Source organism: Desertihabitans brevis, assembly GCF_003327535.1.
Classification (GTDB): Bacteria; Actinomycetota; Actinomycetes; order Propionibacteriales; family Propionibacteriaceae; genus Desertihabitans; species Desertihabitans brevis.
The window spans coordinates 366,158-381,425 of the sequence record NZ_QOUI01000002.1 but is presented as its reverse complement, the minus strand read 5'-3'; the positions used below and the strand labels follow the sequence as shown (position 1 = coordinate 381,425).

14 protein-coding genes are annotated in these 15,268 nt (G+C 74.0%); 7 read left to right on the top strand and 7 right to left on the bottom strand.

Translation table 11 applies throughout. The features are described from left to right. Positions 1-15: 15 nt before the first annotated feature. The 4 genes from DT076_RS05125 to DT076_RS05110 all read right to left on the bottom strand — a co-directional run bounded on the left by DT076_RS05125 (position 16) and on the right by DT076_RS05110 (position 4,266). The gene (locus DT076_RS05125) at positions 16-1,344 is read right to left on the bottom strand and encodes a DICT sensory domain-containing protein (RefSeq protein WP_114125549.1); all 1,329 of its coding nucleotides are present in this window, start codon (positions 1,342-1,344) and stop codon (positions 16-18) included. A 47-nt stretch (positions 1,345-1,391) separates the two neighbouring features. After that, the gene (locus DT076_RS05120) at positions 1,392-2,090 is read right to left on the bottom strand and encodes a dihydrofolate reductase family protein (RefSeq protein WP_114125548.1); all 699 of its coding nucleotides are present in this window, start codon (positions 2,088-2,090) and stop codon (positions 1,392-1,394) included. Positions 2,091-2,109: 19 nt separating this feature from the next. After that, entirely contained in the window at positions 2,110-3,096 is a 987-nt protein-coding gene (locus DT076_RS05115) for a TIGR03557 family F420-dependent LLM class oxidoreductase (protein ID WP_114125547.1), read from the bottom strand. Between the two features lie 87 nt (positions 3,097-3,183). Next, a complete protein-coding gene (locus DT076_RS05110) occupies positions 3,184-4,266 on the bottom strand; it encodes a hypothetical protein (RefSeq protein WP_114125546.1) in 1,083 nt (360 codons plus the stop codon). Positions 4,267-4,336: 70 nt separating this feature from the next. Between DT076_RS05110 and trmD the strand changes: the two genes are divergently transcribed. From trmD to DT076_RS05080, 6 genes are read left to right on the top strand one after another with little or no spacing between them, the layout of a single operon-like run. After that, positions 4,337-5,512, top strand: a complete 1,176-nt coding sequence (gene trmD / locus DT076_RS05105; protein WP_114125545.1) for a tRNA (guanosine(37)-N1)-methyltransferase TrmD — start codon at positions 4,337-4,339, stop codon at positions 5,510-5,512. Positions 5,513-5,540: 28 nt separating this feature from the next. Next, positions 5,541-9,140: a transcription-repair coupling factor gene (mfd, locus tag DT076_RS05100; RefSeq protein ID WP_407642704.1), complete on the top strand. Its 3,600-nt coding sequence runs from the start codon at positions 5,541-5,543 to the stop codon at positions 9,138-9,140. A gap of 53 nt (positions 9,141-9,193) precedes the next feature. Then, entirely contained in the window at positions 9,194-9,730 is a 537-nt protein-coding gene (locus DT076_RS05095; protein WP_114125543.1) for a hypothetical protein, read from the top strand. A gap of 41 nt (positions 9,731-9,771) precedes the next feature. Next, complete coding sequence (locus DT076_RS05090; protein ID WP_114125677.1) at positions 9,772-10,377, top strand: MazG family protein; 606 nt, start codon at positions 9,772-9,774, stop codon at positions 10,375-10,377. A 45-nt stretch (positions 10,378-10,422) separates the two neighbouring features. Continuing rightward, the gene (locus DT076_RS05085) at positions 10,423-11,445 is read left to right on the top strand and encodes a zinc-dependent alcohol dehydrogenase (RefSeq protein ID WP_114125542.1); all 1,023 of its coding nucleotides are present in this window, start codon (positions 10,423-10,425) and stop codon (positions 11,443-11,445) included. A gap of 2 nt (positions 11,446-11,447) precedes the next feature. Further along, positions 11,448-12,476, top strand: a complete 1,029-nt coding sequence (locus tag DT076_RS05080) for a glycoside hydrolase 5 family protein (protein ID WP_114125541.1) — start codon at positions 11,448-11,450, stop codon at positions 12,474-12,476. A gap of 1 nt (position 12,477) precedes the next feature. Here DT076_RS05080 and DT076_RS05075 read toward each other — a convergent pair whose 3' ends face one another. Beyond that, positions 12,478-13,056 (bottom strand): TetR/AcrR family transcriptional regulator, encoded by a 579-nt coding sequence (locus DT076_RS05075; protein WP_114125540.1) that lies wholly within the window; start codon positions 13,054-13,056, stop codon positions 12,478-12,480. 83 nt (positions 13,057-13,139) lie between these two features. Between DT076_RS05075 and DT076_RS05070 the strand changes: the two genes are divergently transcribed. Continuing rightward, the gene (locus tag DT076_RS05070) at positions 13,140-14,156 is read left to right on the top strand and encodes an alpha/beta fold hydrolase (protein ID WP_114125539.1); all 1,017 of its coding nucleotides are present in this window, start codon (positions 13,140-13,142) and stop codon (positions 14,154-14,156) included. 12 nt (positions 14,157-14,168) lie between these two features. Here DT076_RS05070 and DT076_RS05065 read toward each other — a convergent pair whose 3' ends face one another. Beyond that, entirely contained in the window at positions 14,169-15,005 is an 837-nt protein-coding gene (locus DT076_RS05065) for a nucleotidyltransferase family protein (protein WP_199538968.1), read from the bottom strand. After that, a complete protein-coding gene (locus DT076_RS05060) occupies positions 15,002-15,220 on the bottom strand; it encodes a hypothetical protein (protein ID WP_147264058.1) in 219 nt (72 codons plus the stop codon). The genes DT076_RS05065 and DT076_RS05060 overlap by 4 nt, the downstream gene beginning before the upstream one ends. Positions 15,221-15,268: the final 48 nt, after the last annotated feature.

Genomic DNA, 15,268 nt, shown 5'->3' with positions numbered 1-15,268 from the left:
CAGGCCGACTGGCCCCTAGGACGGCCCCGGGCCCGCCAGTGCCTCCGCCCCGACCGGGACGGGGTCGGGGTCGGGGGCGTCCGAGCGCTGCGTGAGCCGGGTGAGCATCGACCGGGCGGCGTGCGCGACCAGGTCGCGGTCGTGGCTGAGCACGTAGTCGAACTGGCGTGACCGGTCGTCCGCGGCCGGCAGACCGGTGTCACGGGCCGCCAGCATGGCCGCCCCGGTCGGGCTGAGGACGAGGATGTCCCACTCCTGCACCAGCGGGTCCGAGGCGTCCAGGTCGGCCACCGACACCCCGGGGACGGTGGTCCGCGCCACGTCCTGGGCGGCGGCGAGCACGAGGCTGCACCGCCGTCCCAGCCGCTCGTAGCGCTCCAGCGTGCCGGGGGTGAGGTGCCGGGCCTGCTGGAAGGCCGCCAGCACCATGCTGGAGCGGCCCGCGGTCGTCGCGGTCGCCTCCAGCCGCCGGCTGACAGCCAGCAGCAGCTCCTTGCCGGCCCGGCGCGGTGCGGCGCGACGGGAGGCGAGCTCGAACGGGCTGCGGTGCGGCGTCGGCAGCGGGGGAGTGAACCGCCGGAACAGCCGGTCGCCGCCCACCGGCCGGACACGCCGCGGACGGTCCAGCGGGCGCCCGGTGACCAGGGTGGCGCCCGCCGCGACGGCCGCCGCGCGGGTGCCGGGGTGGTCGTCCACGTCCTCGGCCGCCACCGTCCCGCCGCTGGTGTGCACGAAGGCGGTGGTGGCCTGGATGGTCTCCACCGAGAGCTGGCTGGTCGGCTCCCTCAGCACCCGGTCGCTGAGCACCACCAGGGCCGGTTCCACCACCCCGAGCGCCGCCAGGCTGAGGTGGTCGGCGCCGACCTGGCGCAGACCCAGCTGCCAGCCCTGGGCGCGGGCGGCCCCGACCAGCCGGAGCATCGACGCCGGCCGGTCCAGCACCGTGCGCGCGTCCAGCACCAGCACCGTCGGTGCCGGCTGCGGGCTCAGCCCGAGCTCGCTCAGCCCGGACAGCTCCGCGTCGATCACCCGCGCCGCACCGGGGACCAGCGGGTCGGCGTCGGCCGCCGCCAGCGCCCGCGCGCGGACCGCGGCGTCCAGGGTGGCGGGGTCGGGTGCGCTGCCGATGAGCCGACGGACCTCGGCCGGGCCGGGACTGCCGTGCTCGACGGCGTCGGAGGAGAGGGGGTCGGAGGAGAGGGGGCCGTGGGTGAGGATGCGTACCGCCGCCACCTCCGAGGTCGCGAGGTCGACCAGCGCGCGCTGGCTGACCTGGAGCTCCCCCCGTCGGAACAGCCGGTCCAGCAGGGTGCGGTCGCCGTCGGCGGGGGAGGTGTCGTCCATAGCGGCGTCAGCCTAGGGGCCGGGCCGATGGTGCCAGCCCGCTCCGCTCAGTAGCGGACGCGGTAGCGCGACCAGAGGGTGCCGTCGTCGAGCCGCTCCAGCTCGGTCAGCTCGAGGTCGAGGCCGTGCTCGTCCATCGGGTGCGGCAGCTCGACCACCGACAGCCCGTGGTGGCGTCCGGACAGTCTCGGCACCACCAGCAGCACCAGCTCGTCGACCAGCCCGGCGGCCAGCAGCGCACCGGCCAGCCGGCCCCCGCTGTCGGTGCGCAGCGATCGCACCCCGTGGCGGCGGGCCAGCTGCTCCAACGCCGCGGCCAGGTCGACGTGGCGGTCGCCGGCGGTGACGACGTCCACCTCGCGGCGACGCAGGTGCTCCACGTGCTCGGGCGGGGTGTGCGCGCTGACGAGCGAGACGAAGCCGCCGTACCAGGGCTGGGCCTGGGCGTGGCGCCAGTTCCGGACGACGCCGCCCCCGTCCACCACCACCAGCCGGGGCCGCGGTTCGGTGACCAGCTCGGCGAAACCCTCCGGCACCGGCTGCGCGGCCACGGTCGGGCCCTGGCCGGCCTGCTCGTCGTCGGTCTCGGCCGGCCCGAACGACCGGGCGGTGACGCTGCCCATGAGGACCGCGTCGTAGTCGAGGGCGAAACCGCGACGGTAGTAGCGGGACGGGTCGCCGACGAAGCCCTGGATCCTGCCGTCGACGCTCACCTCGTTGTAGACGGTCACCCGTGGTCGTGCCATGACCGCACGCTACAGCGGGTCAGCGGGTCAGCTTGGGGAGCACCTGCTCGGCGAAGACGTCGATCCACTCCCGCTGGTTGCGCCCGACGTTGTGCAGGTAGACCCGGTCGAAGCCGAGGTCGACGAAGCGCTGGATGTAGGCCCGGTGCTCGTCGGGGTCGCTGGACATGATCATCCGGCCCTCGAAGTCCTCGATCCGCACCAGCTTGGCCATCTCGGCGAAGTCCTGCGGGTTGCGGATGTCGGCCTTGGGGAACTTCATCCCACCGTTGGGCCACTCCGTCAGCGCGTTCTGCCGGGCCTCCTCGTCGGTGGGGGCCCACGACAGGTGCAGCTGCAGCACCTTCGGCATGGTGTCGGGGTCCTTGCCGACCGAGCGGGCGCCCTCGGCGAACTTGTCGAACAGCCCGGAGATCTTCTCCAGCGGGGCGCCCACGGTGATCATCCCGTCGGCGTGCCGGCCGGTGCGCTTGGCGTTGAGCGGCCCGGCGGTGGCGACGAGGATCTCCGGCGGCGTCTCCGGCATCGTCCACAGCCGGGCGGTCTCCATCTGGAAGAACTCGCCCTTGTGCTTGACGTCCTTGCCCGTGAACAGCTTGTTGATGATGTCGATCGCCTCGAACATCCGCCGCGACCGCTCCCCGGCCTCGGGCCAGTAGCCGGCGATCACGTGCTCGTTGAGGGCCTCCCCGGCGCCCACGCCCAGCCAGTGCCGACCCGGGTACATCGCGGCCAGCGTGGCCGAGGCCTGCGCCACCACGGCCGGGTGGTAGCGGAAGTGCGGGGCCACCACGCCGGGGCCGAAGTCGCCGGAGGTGCGCTCACCGACCGCGGTGAGCACGTTCCAGACGAAGGCTGACTGGCCCTGGCTGGGCACCCACGGCTGGAAGTGGTCGGCCGCCATCACCCCGGAGAAGCCCTTCGACTCCGCGTAGGCGCTCAGCTCCACCGCCTCGGTGGGGTGGAACTGCTCCAGCATCGCGGCGTAGCCGATGGTCAGCGACATGGGTGGACCTTCCTCGCTCGACGGTGTCGGGGCTGCTCCGACGTCTCCGGTGAGCCTAGGTCGTCGGGGCCGGCGGCCGCGGACGGGTCAGCCGGGGAGGAGGTCGGCCAGGCGCAGGTCGAGGGTCTCTGCCACGAACCGCACCACCATGTAGCCGACCACGAGCACGATCGGCAGCCAGGCGACCCGGCGCTTGAGCCGGCGGCCCTGCGGGGCGATCGCCTGCGGCCCGCGGACGTGCCGGGACGCGCCCGCCACCCCGGGCGGCAGGGGGGCGCGGTCGTCGCGGTAGCTGCGGGAGCGGTCGAGCATCCGGGCCGAGACGGTGTCGCTGATCCGGGCCAGCCGCTGCCAGGTGGCGGGGTCGGTGAGGCGCAGCTGGTGGCGGGTGTAGAGGAACATCCAGTCGTCGACCACCTCGACGTCGAAGGCGGCGGTCTCGTCGATGAGGTGGGCCATCAGGTCGGGGGTGAAGATGTAGAACGCGTCGTGGCCGTACTGCTCGGGGGAGTAGAGGTCGAAGTGACGGTCGAACTCCCCGCCCAGACTCAGCCTCTGCTCCTTGGCGAACAGGGTCGGCAGGTTGGAGCCGAGGAAGGTGTTGTTGACCTTCGCGTCGAGCAGCAGGTGCGGCAGGTGACCGTCCAGGCGGATGGCGGCGAACTGCCAGGTGTGGGTGGTGCGGTTCTTCCCGCTGCCCGTGGTGTAGCGGTAGGTGCCGACGTCGGCGACCGGGCCCCGGGTCGACCACACGTGCTCGACCACCGTGCGGTCCGAGCCGACCCCGAAGATGGCGCCCTGGTAGGGCGGGGTCCCCGAGCGCGGGGAGAACTCCATCGCGTTGGCCCGGGCGAACTCCTCCGCGCGCAGCATCCGCTCCCAGCGCCCCGGGGTGCCACGGGTCAGCAGGACGATCCCGACGGCGAGGATGACGCCGAGCAGCACCAGCCCGGCCACCAGGCCGGCGGTCGCGCTGTCGGCCATGAACCCGACGTTGGCGCCGACCACCAGGGGGAAGACCACCGCGAAGGCCACCAGCACCAGCACCCCGACCCACCGGGAGGTGCGCCAGCGCGGGTCACCGCTGGCCAGCTTCGCGCGGCGGAAGGCCGACACCTCCTGCGGTGTCACCGGCCGGGTCAGCGCCCTCGTGTCGAACGTGGTCGCCACGTCACCTCCTGCTCGTCTGCTCTGCCTCGTGCGCCGTCACCCTAGGGTCCGGCGGTGGCACCATGAGCCGGTGCGGATCGACGTGGTGACCATCTTCCCCGACTACCTGGCCCCGCTCGAGCTCTCGCTGATCGGCCGGGCGCGCCGGGCCGGCCTGCTCGACGTCGTCGTGCACGACCTGCGCGAGGCCACCACCGACCGCCACCGCACCGTCGACGACACCCCCTACGGCGGCGGCGCGGGCATGGTGATGAAGCCGGAGCCGTGGCGTCGGGCGCTGGACGCGGTGCTCGCCGCGGGGCCCGCGGACGTCGGACGTCCACGGCTGCTGGTGCCCAGCCCCGGCGGGCGGGTGCTCGACCAGGCGATGGCCCGCGAGCTGGCGAGCGAGCCGTGGCTGGTCTTCGCCTGCGGACGCTACGAGGGCATCGACGAGCGCGTGCTGCTCGACGCCGCGCAACGCTTCGAGGTCACCCCGGTCTCGCTGGGCGACTACGTCCTCAACGGCGGGGAGGTGGCGGTGCTGGCGATCACCGAGGCGGTGGCCCGGCTGCTGCCCGGGGTGGTCGGCAACGCGGAGTCGCTGGTGGAGGAGTCCCACGAGGACGGGCTGCTGGAGTACCCCGTGTACACCAAGCCGGCGAGCTGGCGCGGGCTGGACGTCCCGGAGGTGCTGCTGTCGGGCGACCACGCCGCCATCGCCCGGTGGCGGCACCAGCAGCGCCTGGAGCGCACCGCCACCCGGCGGCCGGACCTGCTGGCGCCGACCGCGGCCGACGACCCGGCCGGGCTGGCGGTCGTCCCCGCCACCCCGGCCGACCTGCCCGAGCTGTACGTGCTGCAGCTGGCGTGCTGGGTGCACCAGGCCCAGCTCAACCCCGAGGTGGAGATCCCGGCCCTGCACGAGACCCTCGACGACCTGCGGGCCTCGCTGGCCGACCACCCGACCTGGGTGGTGCGCAGCGCCGGACGTCTGGTCGCCTCCGTCCGCGGCCACCTCGACGGCACCGACTGGGAGGTGGGCCGGCTGATGGTCGCCCCCGACCTGCGGGGTCGCGGTCTGGGACGCCGGCTGCTGGCCCACGCCGAGGCCATGGCACCGCCCACGGCGACCCGGTTCACCCTGTTCACCGGCGCCCGCAGCGAGGACAACCTGCGCATGTACCGCCGCGCCGGATACCGCCCGACCCCCGAGCCGTGCCCGTTCCCCGGCGCGGTGAAGCTGGGCAAGCCGGTCCGCCGCTGAGCGGGCTGTCGGAGGCGGCGACTAAGGTTTGCGGGTGACCTTGGCTGGCCTTGTCGAGCACGTCGCGAGCGATCCCGTCCTGTCCGAGTCGATCGACGACGCGCGCTCACGCACCGTGGACGTCCTCGACCTCACCCTGGCGGCCCCGCTGCGGCCGCTGGTCGCCTCCGCGCTGGCCCGGCGCACCGGGCGTCCGCTGCTGCTCGTCACCTCCACCTACCGCCAGGCCGAGGACCTCACCGCCACCCTCGGCTCCTTCCTGGAGCCCGACGAGGTCGCCTACTACCCGGCCTGGGAGACGCTGCCGCACGAGCGGCTGAGCCCCCGCTCCGACACCGTCGGCCGCCGGCTGTCGGTGCTGCGTCGGCTGGCCGGCAACGACGAGCTGCCGGCGCCGAAGGTCGTGGTGGCGCCGGTGCGCAGCCTGATCCAGCCACAGGTGAAGGGGCTGGCCGAGCTGCTCCCGGTGCGGATTACCGTCGGGCAGGACCACGACCTGGACGAGCTGGCCCGGGCCCTGGCCGGCGCCGCCTACGCCCGGGTCGACATGGTCGAGCGCCGCGGCGAGTTCGCCGTCCGCGGCGGCATCCTCGACGTCTTCCCGCCCACCGAGGAGCACCCGGTCCGGATCGACTTCTTCGGCGACACGGTCGAGGAGATCCGCCCCTTCGCCGTCGCCGACCAGCGCTCGGGCGCGGAGACCGTCGAGTCCGTGGTGGCCGCGCCCTGCCGCGAGCTGCTGCTCACCGACGCCGTCCGGGCCCGCGCCGCCGAGCTGACCACCGAGCAGCCCGAGCTGGCCGAGATGCTCAGCCGGATCGCCGCCGGGCACGCGGTGGAGGGGATGGAGTCCCTCGCCCCGGCCCTGGTGGACGGGATGGAGCTGCTGGTGGAGGTGATGCCGGCCGACACCCTGGTGGTGGTCTGCGACCCCGAGCTGGTGCGCACCCGCGCGGCCGACCTCGTCAGCACCTCGAGTGAGTTCCTGCAGGCCTCCTGGTCCGCGGCCGCCGGTGGCGGGCAGACCCCGATCGACCTCGGCGAGTCGGCCTACCGCAGCCTCGCCGAGGTGCGCCGCTGCGCCCGCGAGCGTGGGCAGGCCTGGTGGAGCTTCTCCTCCTTCAGCGCCGGCCCGGAGGACGGCGGGCCGGCGGTGCCGGTGCGCACCGAGGACGGCGAGCTCGTCGACCTGTCCGCGGCCGACGGCACCAGCAGCGTCCCCACCCGGGTCGTCGAGGCCCGGGCCATCGACTCCTGGCAGGGCGACACCGAGGCGATGGTGACCGAGGTCCGCCGCGGGGTGGCGGCCGGCTGGCGGATCGTCATGACCGCCGAGGGCCAGGGCCTGATCGACCGGATGCACGAGCTGCTGACCGACCACGAGATCGCCTCCCGGCGGCTGGTCGGGCTGCCCGACGTGCCCGAGCCGGGCACCGTCAGCCTGGTCACCTCCGACCTGCGGCACGGGTTCCGGATGGAGGCGGTGCAGCTGGCCGTGCTCACCGCCGGCGACCTCTCCGGCCAGCGCGCCGCCGACAAATCGGCCCGCCGGATGCCGGCCCGCCGCAAGAACCAGATCGACCCGCTGCAGCTGAGCCCCGGCGACCCGGTGGTGCACGAGCAGCACGGGGTCGGCCGCTACCAGGAGATGGTGCAGCGCACCGCCGGCGGGGCCACCCGGGAGTACCTCGTCATCGAGTACGCCCCGTCCAAGCGCGGCCAGCCCGGTGACCGGGTCTACGTGCCGATGGACCAGCTCGACCTGGTCACCCGCTACGTCGGCGGGGAGAACCCGACGCTGGACAAGATGGGCGGCGGCGACTGGGCCCGCCGCAAGTCCAGGGCGCGCCGGGCGGTGCGTCAGATCGCCGGGGAGCTGATCCAGCTGTACGCCGCGCGCCAGGCCACCCGCGGGCACGCGTTCAGCCCCGACACCACGTGGCAGCGCGAGCTGGAGGACGCCTTCGGCTACGTCGAGACCCCCGACCAGCTCTCCACCATCGACGAGGTCAAGCGCGACATGGAGCAGGTGGTGCCGATGGACCGCCTGGTCTGCGGCGACGTCGGCTACGGCAAGACCGAGATCGCGGTCCGGGCCGCCTTCAAGGCCGTCCAGGACGGCAAGCAGGTCGCGGTGCTGGTGCCCACCACGCTGCTGGTGCAGCAGCACCACCAGACCTTCGCCGAGCGCTACGCCGGGTTCCCGGTGACGGTGCGGGCGCTGAGCCGCTTCCAGAGCGAGGCCGAGAGCAGGGAGACGCTGGCGGGGCTGGCCGAGGGCACCGTCGACGTCGTCGTCGGCACCCACCGGCTGCTCTCGGGTGAGGTGAAGTTCAAGGACCTCGGCCTGGTCGTGGTGGACGAGGAGCAGCGCTTCGGCGTCGAGCACAAGGAGGCGCTGAAGCGGCTGCGCACGGCCGTCGACGTGCTGGCGATGTCGGCCACCCCGATCCCGCGGACGCTGGAGATGGCCGTCACCGGCATCCGGGAGATGTCGACCATCGCCACCCCGCCGGAGGAGCGGCACCCGGTGCTCACCTTCGCCGGGCCCTACGACCGCGGCCAGGTGACCGCGGCGATCCGGCGCGAGCTCAGCCGCGAGGGCCAGGTGTTCTACATCCACAACCGGGTGCAGACCATCGAGAAGACCGCCGCGCAGATCCGCGAGATGGTCCCCGAGGCGCGCGTGGTCACCGCGCACGGCCAGATGGGGGAGGCTCGCCTGGAGCAGGTGATGGTCGACTTCTGGGAGCGCCGCGCCGACGTGCTGGTGTGCACCACGATCGTCGAGTCCGGGCTCGACATCTCGAGTGCCAACACCCTGCTGATCGAGCGCGCCGACCTGCTCGGGCTCTCCCAGCTGCACCAGCTGCGCGGCCGGGTGGGCCGCGGCCGGGAGCGCGGCTATGCCTACTTCCTCTACCCGCCGGAGAAGCCGCTCACCGAGACCGCGCACGACCGGCTGGCCACCATGGCCGCCCACACCGACCTCGGCTCTGGCATGCAGATCGCGATGAAGGACCTCGAGATCCGCGGTGCGGGCAACCTGCTGGGTGGCGAGCAGTCCGGCCACATCGCCGACGTCGGCTTCGACCTCTACATCCGGCTGGTCGGGGAGGCGGTCGCGGAGTTCCGCGGCGACGGCGCCGAGCCCGAGCCCGAGGTGCGGATCGAGCTGCCGGTGGAGGCGCACCTGCCGGTCGACTACATCGAGTCCGAGCGGCTGCGGCTGGAGATGTACAAGCGGATCGCCGAGGTGCGCAGCGAGGCCGACATCGCCGCCATCGTCGCCGAGCTCACCGACCGCTACGGCGCCCCGGACGGTCCGGTGATCACCCTGCTGCACGTCGCGAAGTTCCGCCTGGCGGCCCGGGCGGCCGGGCTGACCGAGGTGGTCAGCCAGGGCAGCTACGTCCGGTTCGGCCCCTTCGACCTGCCCGAGTCCCGGGTGCTGCGGCTCAAGCGGCTGCACCCCAAGGCGGTCATCAAGGAGGCGGCCGGGTTCGTGCTCATCCCGCGTCCGCGCGGCGGGCTGGGGCAGGCCGCCCCTACTGGGGACGAGCTGCTGGCCTGGTGCACCACGGTCGTCGAGGACGTCTTCGCCCGCGAGCCGGTCGCCGCCGGCTGAGCGGCCCGCTGGCTAGGATCGGGCCCGCCGACCCCCGACGAAGGGAGCAGTCCGTGAGCGTGCGTCAGAGCCGTCGTGGCGCGCTGGGACGTCACCTGGCCGCGGCCGGGACCGTCGCAGTGCTGCTGAGCGGCTGCGCGAACCACCCCACCGACGCCGCCGTGGTCGACGGCACCACCATCAGCGAGTCCTCGCTGCAGACCACGGTGCGGGCGGCCGCCCGCGCACTCGGTGCCGCACCGACCGACATCAACCAGCGTGCCGTGCTGGCCTCGCTGGTGCAGGGTGCGGTGGTGGACGAGGTGGCCCAGGAGCGCGGGGTCGACGTCGACCCGCGGGCCCGGGAGAGCCTCATCAACACCGAGCCGCAGCTGCAGGCCTTCGCCGCCGACCCCGAGGCGGCTCCGCTGGCCGAGGCGCTGGCCGACGTCGCGCTGGTGCAGCAGCAGCTGGGGCCTGAGGCCTTCAGCGAGGCCTTCCTCGCCGTCCCGGTCACGGTGAACCCGCGCTACGGCACCTGGGACCCCACCAGCCAGGAGGGTCTGACCGGCACCGGCTCGCTGTCGGTCGAGTCCTACACCACGCCGTGAGCAGCCCGGTCCACCCCGAGCTGGAGCGCTTCGTCGAGGTGATGGAGCGGCTGCGCCGGGAGTGCCCCTGGGACGCCGAGCAGACCCACCGCAGCCTGGTCCGCTACCTCGTCGAGGAGACCTGCGAGGTGGTCGAGGCGATCGAGGACGGCAGTGACACCGACCTGCGCGAGGAGCTCGGCGACCTGCTGCTGCAGGTGGTCTTCCACGCCACCATCGCCGCCGAACGGGGTGCCTTCACCCTCGACGAGGTGGCCGCCGGGGTGGCCGACAAGCTGGTCGCCCGCCATCCCTACGTGTTCGCCGACGGCGACGTCCCCGACGACCTGGACGCCACCTGGGAGCAGCGCAAACGCGCCGAGAAGCAGCGGACCTCCGCCCTGGACGGCATCCCGTCGCAGCTGTCGGCGCTGACCAGGGCGGCCAAGACGATCAGCCGGGCCCGATCCCACGCGGTGGACCTGCCGCTGCCGGCCGAGCCGGTCGAGGCCGACGTCCTCGGCAGCGAGCTGCTCGCCCTCGCCGCGCGCGCCCAGGCCAGCGGCCTCGACCCCGAGCAGGTGCTGCGCGACTCGCTGCGGACCCTGGAGGGCGACATCCGTCGCCGGGAGTCGCCGGTGCCGGCGACGGACGGGTCCGCCTCCTGACCCACCCGCGCGCACCCTCGCACGGGCGTCGGTCAGGATGGGCCCGTGGCGGGCTACGAGGCGGTGGCGCTGACCGGTGACGGCCGGGTGCGGGTGGTGCGTGAGGACGTCCGCGCGCCCGGGCCCGGCGAGCTGCGGATCGCCGTCCGCGTCGCCGGGCTGTGCGCCACCGACCGGGAGGTCCGCGACGGCGAGATGGTCTACTTCACCACCGGCTTCGCCCGCTACCCGGTGGTCCCCGGCCACGAGTGGGTGGGGACGGTGGTCGAGGTCGCACCCGACGTGGCGGGGTTCGCCCCCGGCGACCGGGTGGTGGGGGAGTGCAGCATCGGCTGCGGCCGGTGCGCCACCTGCCGCTCCGGCGCCTACCACCTGTGCCCCGACCGCGAGGAGACCGGGATCGTCGGCCGCAGCGGCGGTCTGGCCGGGGAGCTGCTGTTCCCGGCCCGCGCGGCCCACCACGTCCCGCCCGGCCTGCCCGACGACGCCGCCGCCCTGGTCGAGCCGGCGGCGGTGGCGGTGCACGCGGTGGACGCCGCCGACCCCGGCCCGGGCGACTCCGTCCTGGTGGTCGGCGCCGGACCGATCGGCGTCCTGGCCATGCAGGCCGTCCGCGCCCGCGGCGGCGAGGTGACGATCTGCGACCGCGCCGCCGCCCGGCTCGCGCTGGCGCAGCGGCTGGGCGCCGACCACGTCCTCGACGTCACCGTCACCGGACCGCCCCGCCAGCGGTTCGACCGGGTCGTCGAGGCCTCCGGCAGCGCCGGCGGCCTGCGGACGGCCATCGCCGCCGCGCGTCCAGGAGCCACGGTGGTCTGCGTCTCGCTCTACGGTGCGGAGATCCCGGTGCCGGTCGACGAGGTGGTGACCGGCTCGCTGCGGCTGCAGGGCTCCCTGGGCAGCCCCGGCGCCTGGCCGCGGACGCTGGAGCTCATCGCCGCCGGCGCCCTCACCCCCGACCGCATCGTCACGGCCCGGTACCCGCTGTCGCGGGCGGCGGAGGCCTTCGACCAGATCGGACGACCCGACCAGCTCAAGGTCGTGGTCGACGCACGAGACGAGGAGTGAGGATGGCGTTCGACGCGAGCCGGGTCTTCGGCTTCAACTACGACGGCTCGTGGGGGACCAGCGGGCTCGACCTGTGGATGCACCACGACCACGGGCTGATGGCCAAGGAGGTGGCCCGCGGCAAGCGCTACTTCCCCGCCTGGAACACGGCGCGGTGGTGGCTCTCGCACGAGGCCTACCAGCGCGACCCGGAGCGGTTCGCGGCCAACTTCGAGGCCGGGCTGGGGGTCTTCGCCGCGCACGGTATCGGCGTGGTGCCGGTGCTGTTCAACCGCTGGCGCGACCCGTGGTGCGACTTCGGCGGGGTGCCGCTGGACCACATCCTCCCCGGCGCCAGCTCCTGGTCGCGCTCGGACTCGCTGTTCGCCGCCGTCGACGTCGCCACAACCCAGGTGGAGCAGCTGTTCGGCGCCTACCTCGCCGGCGTCGTCGGCCCGCACGCCGACGACGAGCGCGTCGTGGCCTGGGACCTGTGCAACGAGCCGCTGATGGGCACCTACGTCGAGGACGACGACAGCCCGGTGCTGGCCGCGGAGCTGCGCTGGCTCGGCTGGGTCGCCGACAGCTGTCGCCACCTCGGCGCGTCCCAGCCGCTGACCATCGGCAACTTCGCCAGCCTCACCGCCATCCGCCGGACCGAGCCGCTGGTCGACGTCATCTCCTTCCACCCCTACTACATGTGGAACGGGCACCCGACCCAGCCGCACATGGCCACCGTCGAAGGGTTCGAGGCCTTCCTCGACGAGGCGGTCGCGATCGCGTCGGAGGCGGGCAAGCCGCTGCTGGCCAACGAGACGGTGTGGGGTGCCCGTGACGACGCGACCCACGTCGAGGTGATGCGGGTGACCTTGGGTGCGCTTCGGGCCCGCGGGATCGGCTTCACCGTGCACGCCCTGCAGCACAGCCTGGTCGCCGACCTGCACGAGGACGTCTACGGCCCGGTCAGCCACGCGGAGTGGCTGCACTTCGTCCGCGCCGACGGGAGCCTGCGCGCCGGGCACGAGGCGTTCAACGAGTACGCCCCGGGCTGACTCAGCCGTCGAGCAGCTGCTCGACCATGCCCGTCAGGGTGGTCGTGGCGGTCGCGGTGTCGTAGCCGGGGTCGGCCAGCCGCTCGGCGACCACCGCGTTGACCGCCCCGCCCACCGCGAGCGCCGCGGTGCGCGCGTCGGGCAGCTCCGGACGTCCCCGCGCGCGGCGGGCGGCCTGCAGCAGCTCGGCCAGCGGACGCCAGCGCCCCTCGGGCTGGGGTCGCTCCCCACGCTGGGCCATCTCCTCGATGATCACGTGGGTCTGCGCCGGCCGGGCGGAGAGGTGGGCGACCATCGTCTGCACGTAGGCGAGCGGGGCATCGGCGGCGTCGGCCTGCTCCACCGCGGCGCCGACCGCGGCCACCAGGTCGGCCAGCGCCTGCTCGTGGGCGGCGCGGACCACGGCCTCCTTGCTCGCGAAGTGGTAGAGCACCGCGGCCTTGGAGATCCCGGCCGCCGCCGCGATCCGTGACAGCGACGTCCCGGCGTAGCCGTGCTCGGCGACCAGCGCGGTCGTCACCTCGACCAGCTGGGCGCGTCGGGCCTGCTCGGTGAAGGACCGTCGGCGCGGTTCCGCCATCTGCTGCCTCCTCGCTCGGACGCTTGCCAGCCTCCCATACTGACCGTACGGTAGAAGAACTGACCGATCGGTAAGGAGCAGTGATGGACCAGGAGTCGACGACCCCGACCACCCCGACCCGTGCGCCCGGGGCCGGGCGGAGACGCTCCCGGCGGCTGCTGCTCGGCCTCGTCGCGGTGCTCCTCGGTGGGGTCCTCGCGCTGACCCTCGCCCTGCGCACGCCCTCGCCGGTCGGGCACTGGCGCAGCGCCGCCGCCCACGACGCGTTCCTGCAGACCTACCGCGCGGCCTTCGCCGACCTCCCCGCGCCCGCCGAGACCCTGGACGTCCGGACCGACTACGGGGTGGTCCGGCTGTACCGCTTCGAGGGGTCCGGGGACGAGCCGCTGCCACTGGTGCTGCTGCCCGGCACCGCCTCGGCCTCCCCGGTGTGGGCGGACAACCTGCCCTCGCTGCTGCGGATCGGCGACGTCTGGACGCTGGACCTGCTCGGTGAGCCCGGGATGAGCGTGCAGAGCCGGCCGATCACCGACCACGCCGACCAGGCGCGATGGCTCGACCAGGCCCTGGCCGGGCTGCCCGAGCCGGAGGTCCACCTGGTCGGGCTCTCGATCGGCGGCTGGACGGCGGCCAACCTGGCCCTGCGCGAGCCGACCCACCTGGCCAGCCTCACCCTGGTCGACCCGGTCCAGGTCTTCGGGGACATCCCGCTGGAGACGGTGCTGCGCTCCCTGCCCAGCTCGGTGTCCTGGACGCCGAAGGCGTGGCGGGACAGCTTCAACTCCTACACCGCCGGCGGCGCCCCGGTGGAGGACGTGCCGGTGGCCGACATGATCGAGTCCGGGATGGCGGGTTACGCCCTCAGGCTGCCGCAGCCGTCCCGCATCGATCCGACGGCGCTGGCCGACACCGGGGTGCCCGTGCTCACCCTCCTCGCCGGCCGCTCGGTGATGCACGACCCGGCCACCGCGATCCCCGCCGCCGAGCAGGCGCTGCCGGGCCGCGTGCGGGTCTACCCCGACGCCACCCACGCTCTCAACGGCGAGTACCCCGACGAGCTGGCCGCCGACGTCGCTGCCTTCCTCGCCCAGCAGCGTTGAACACCGCCGCGGTCAGCCGGCAGCGACCTCCTCGACCAGGTCACGGGCGTCCTGCACCGACCGGGTCAGCTCCGCCGGGCTCCGGCCGAGCTCCCCCAGCAGCCGGTGGGCGCGCTCGGCGAACGCCGCCGGGGCGCCGGGCAGCCGTCCGGCGGAGTCGACGAGACCCTTCTCGTTGACCACCCAGCTCCCGGCTCGGGCGTGCACAGCGTGCGCGCACAGCCCCACCACCCGGAACAGGCACCCGGCGAGGTAGCTGGTGTCACCCCGTCCGGCGGACTTGGCCAGGGCTCCCAGCAGGAAGCGGGCCTCCCCGAGCCGCTCGAGCACCGCCCCGGTCAGCGCCGGGGGATAAGCCGTGACCTGCCCCTGCAGGGCCCGCAGCTCCCCGTCGGGGTCGGCCAGGACTCGCGCCAGCGCGACCTCACCGGCGTAGGCGGTGGTCGGGACGCCGAGCGGGTGCCCGACCTGGAACGCGAACTCGAAGACCCCGCGCCGGGCGTCCTCGACCGAACGGCGCACCCGGTCCAGGTCGCGGTAGATCCAGTCCACCGGCGTCGATCTGATGCTCATCCAGGCCCCGCCGTCCACCCACGGACCCCAGCCGCCGGGCTCGGTCACCTCGAGCGAGCCCGTGCCGGGACGGGTGGTGGCCACCTCACCGGCGAGCGCCCGCAGCGCCCCGGTGTCGATGCTCGACCGGTAGTAGAGCCCGAGATCGACGTCGGAGTCTGGGTGCGCCTCCCCGCGAGCCCGGCTGCCGCCCAGCGCGACCGCCTCCACCCCCGGCACCTGCACCAGCCGGTCGGCCAGCTCCACCAGCTCCTGCTCGGTCGGCACCGGCGTCACGACGACGGACGCTTCCGCCAGGTGTCCCAGCCGAGCAGGACGGCCGCCGGCCCGAACAGGGCGAACACCACCGACCTGACCCACTGCGGGTCATCACCCATCAGGTCGAGCACCGAGGACACAGAGATCCCGAGCGCGGTGAGGCAGACGAGCACGATCACCCAGGACCTCTCGTACCACCGGCGTGGACGGGTCCGGTCCTCCCGATCGGCCATCATCGCCTCCTGTCCGCCCCGGGCCCGGGGTCGCGCCACCGTAGCAAC

Excerpts from the sequence above, each read along its gene's own strand:
- DT076_RS05070 (WP_114125539.1), top strand. The coding sequence starts at position 13,140 with ATGGACCAGGAGTCGACGACCCCGACCACCCCGACCCGTGCGCCCGGG.
- DT076_RS05120 (WP_114125548.1), bottom strand. The coding sequence starts at position 2,090 with ATGGCACGACCACGGGTGACCGTCTACAACGAGGTGAGCGTCGACGGC.
- DT076_RS05090 (WP_114125677.1), top strand. The coding sequence starts at position 9,772 with ATGGAGCGGCTGCGCCGGGAGTGCCCCTGGGACGCCGAGCAGACCCAC.
- DT076_RS05115 (WP_114125547.1), bottom strand. The coding sequence starts at position 3,096 with ATGTCGCTGACCATCGGCTACGCCGCGATGCTGGAGCAGTTCCACCCC.
- DT076_RS05075 (WP_114125540.1), bottom strand. The coding sequence starts at position 13,056 with ATGGCGGAACCGCGCCGACGGTCCTTCACCGAGCAGGCCCGACGCGCC.
- DT076_RS05080 (WP_114125541.1), top strand. The coding sequence starts at position 11,448 with ATGGCGTTCGACGCGAGCCGGGTCTTCGGCTTCAACTACGACGGCTCG.
- DT076_RS05060 (WP_147264058.1), bottom strand. The coding sequence starts at position 15,220 with ATGGCCGATCGGGAGGACCGGACCCGTCCACGCCGGTGGTACGAGAGG.
- DT076_RS05125 (WP_114125549.1), bottom strand. The coding sequence starts at position 1,344 with ATGGACGACACCTCCCCCGCCGACGGCGACCGCACCCTGCTGGACCGG.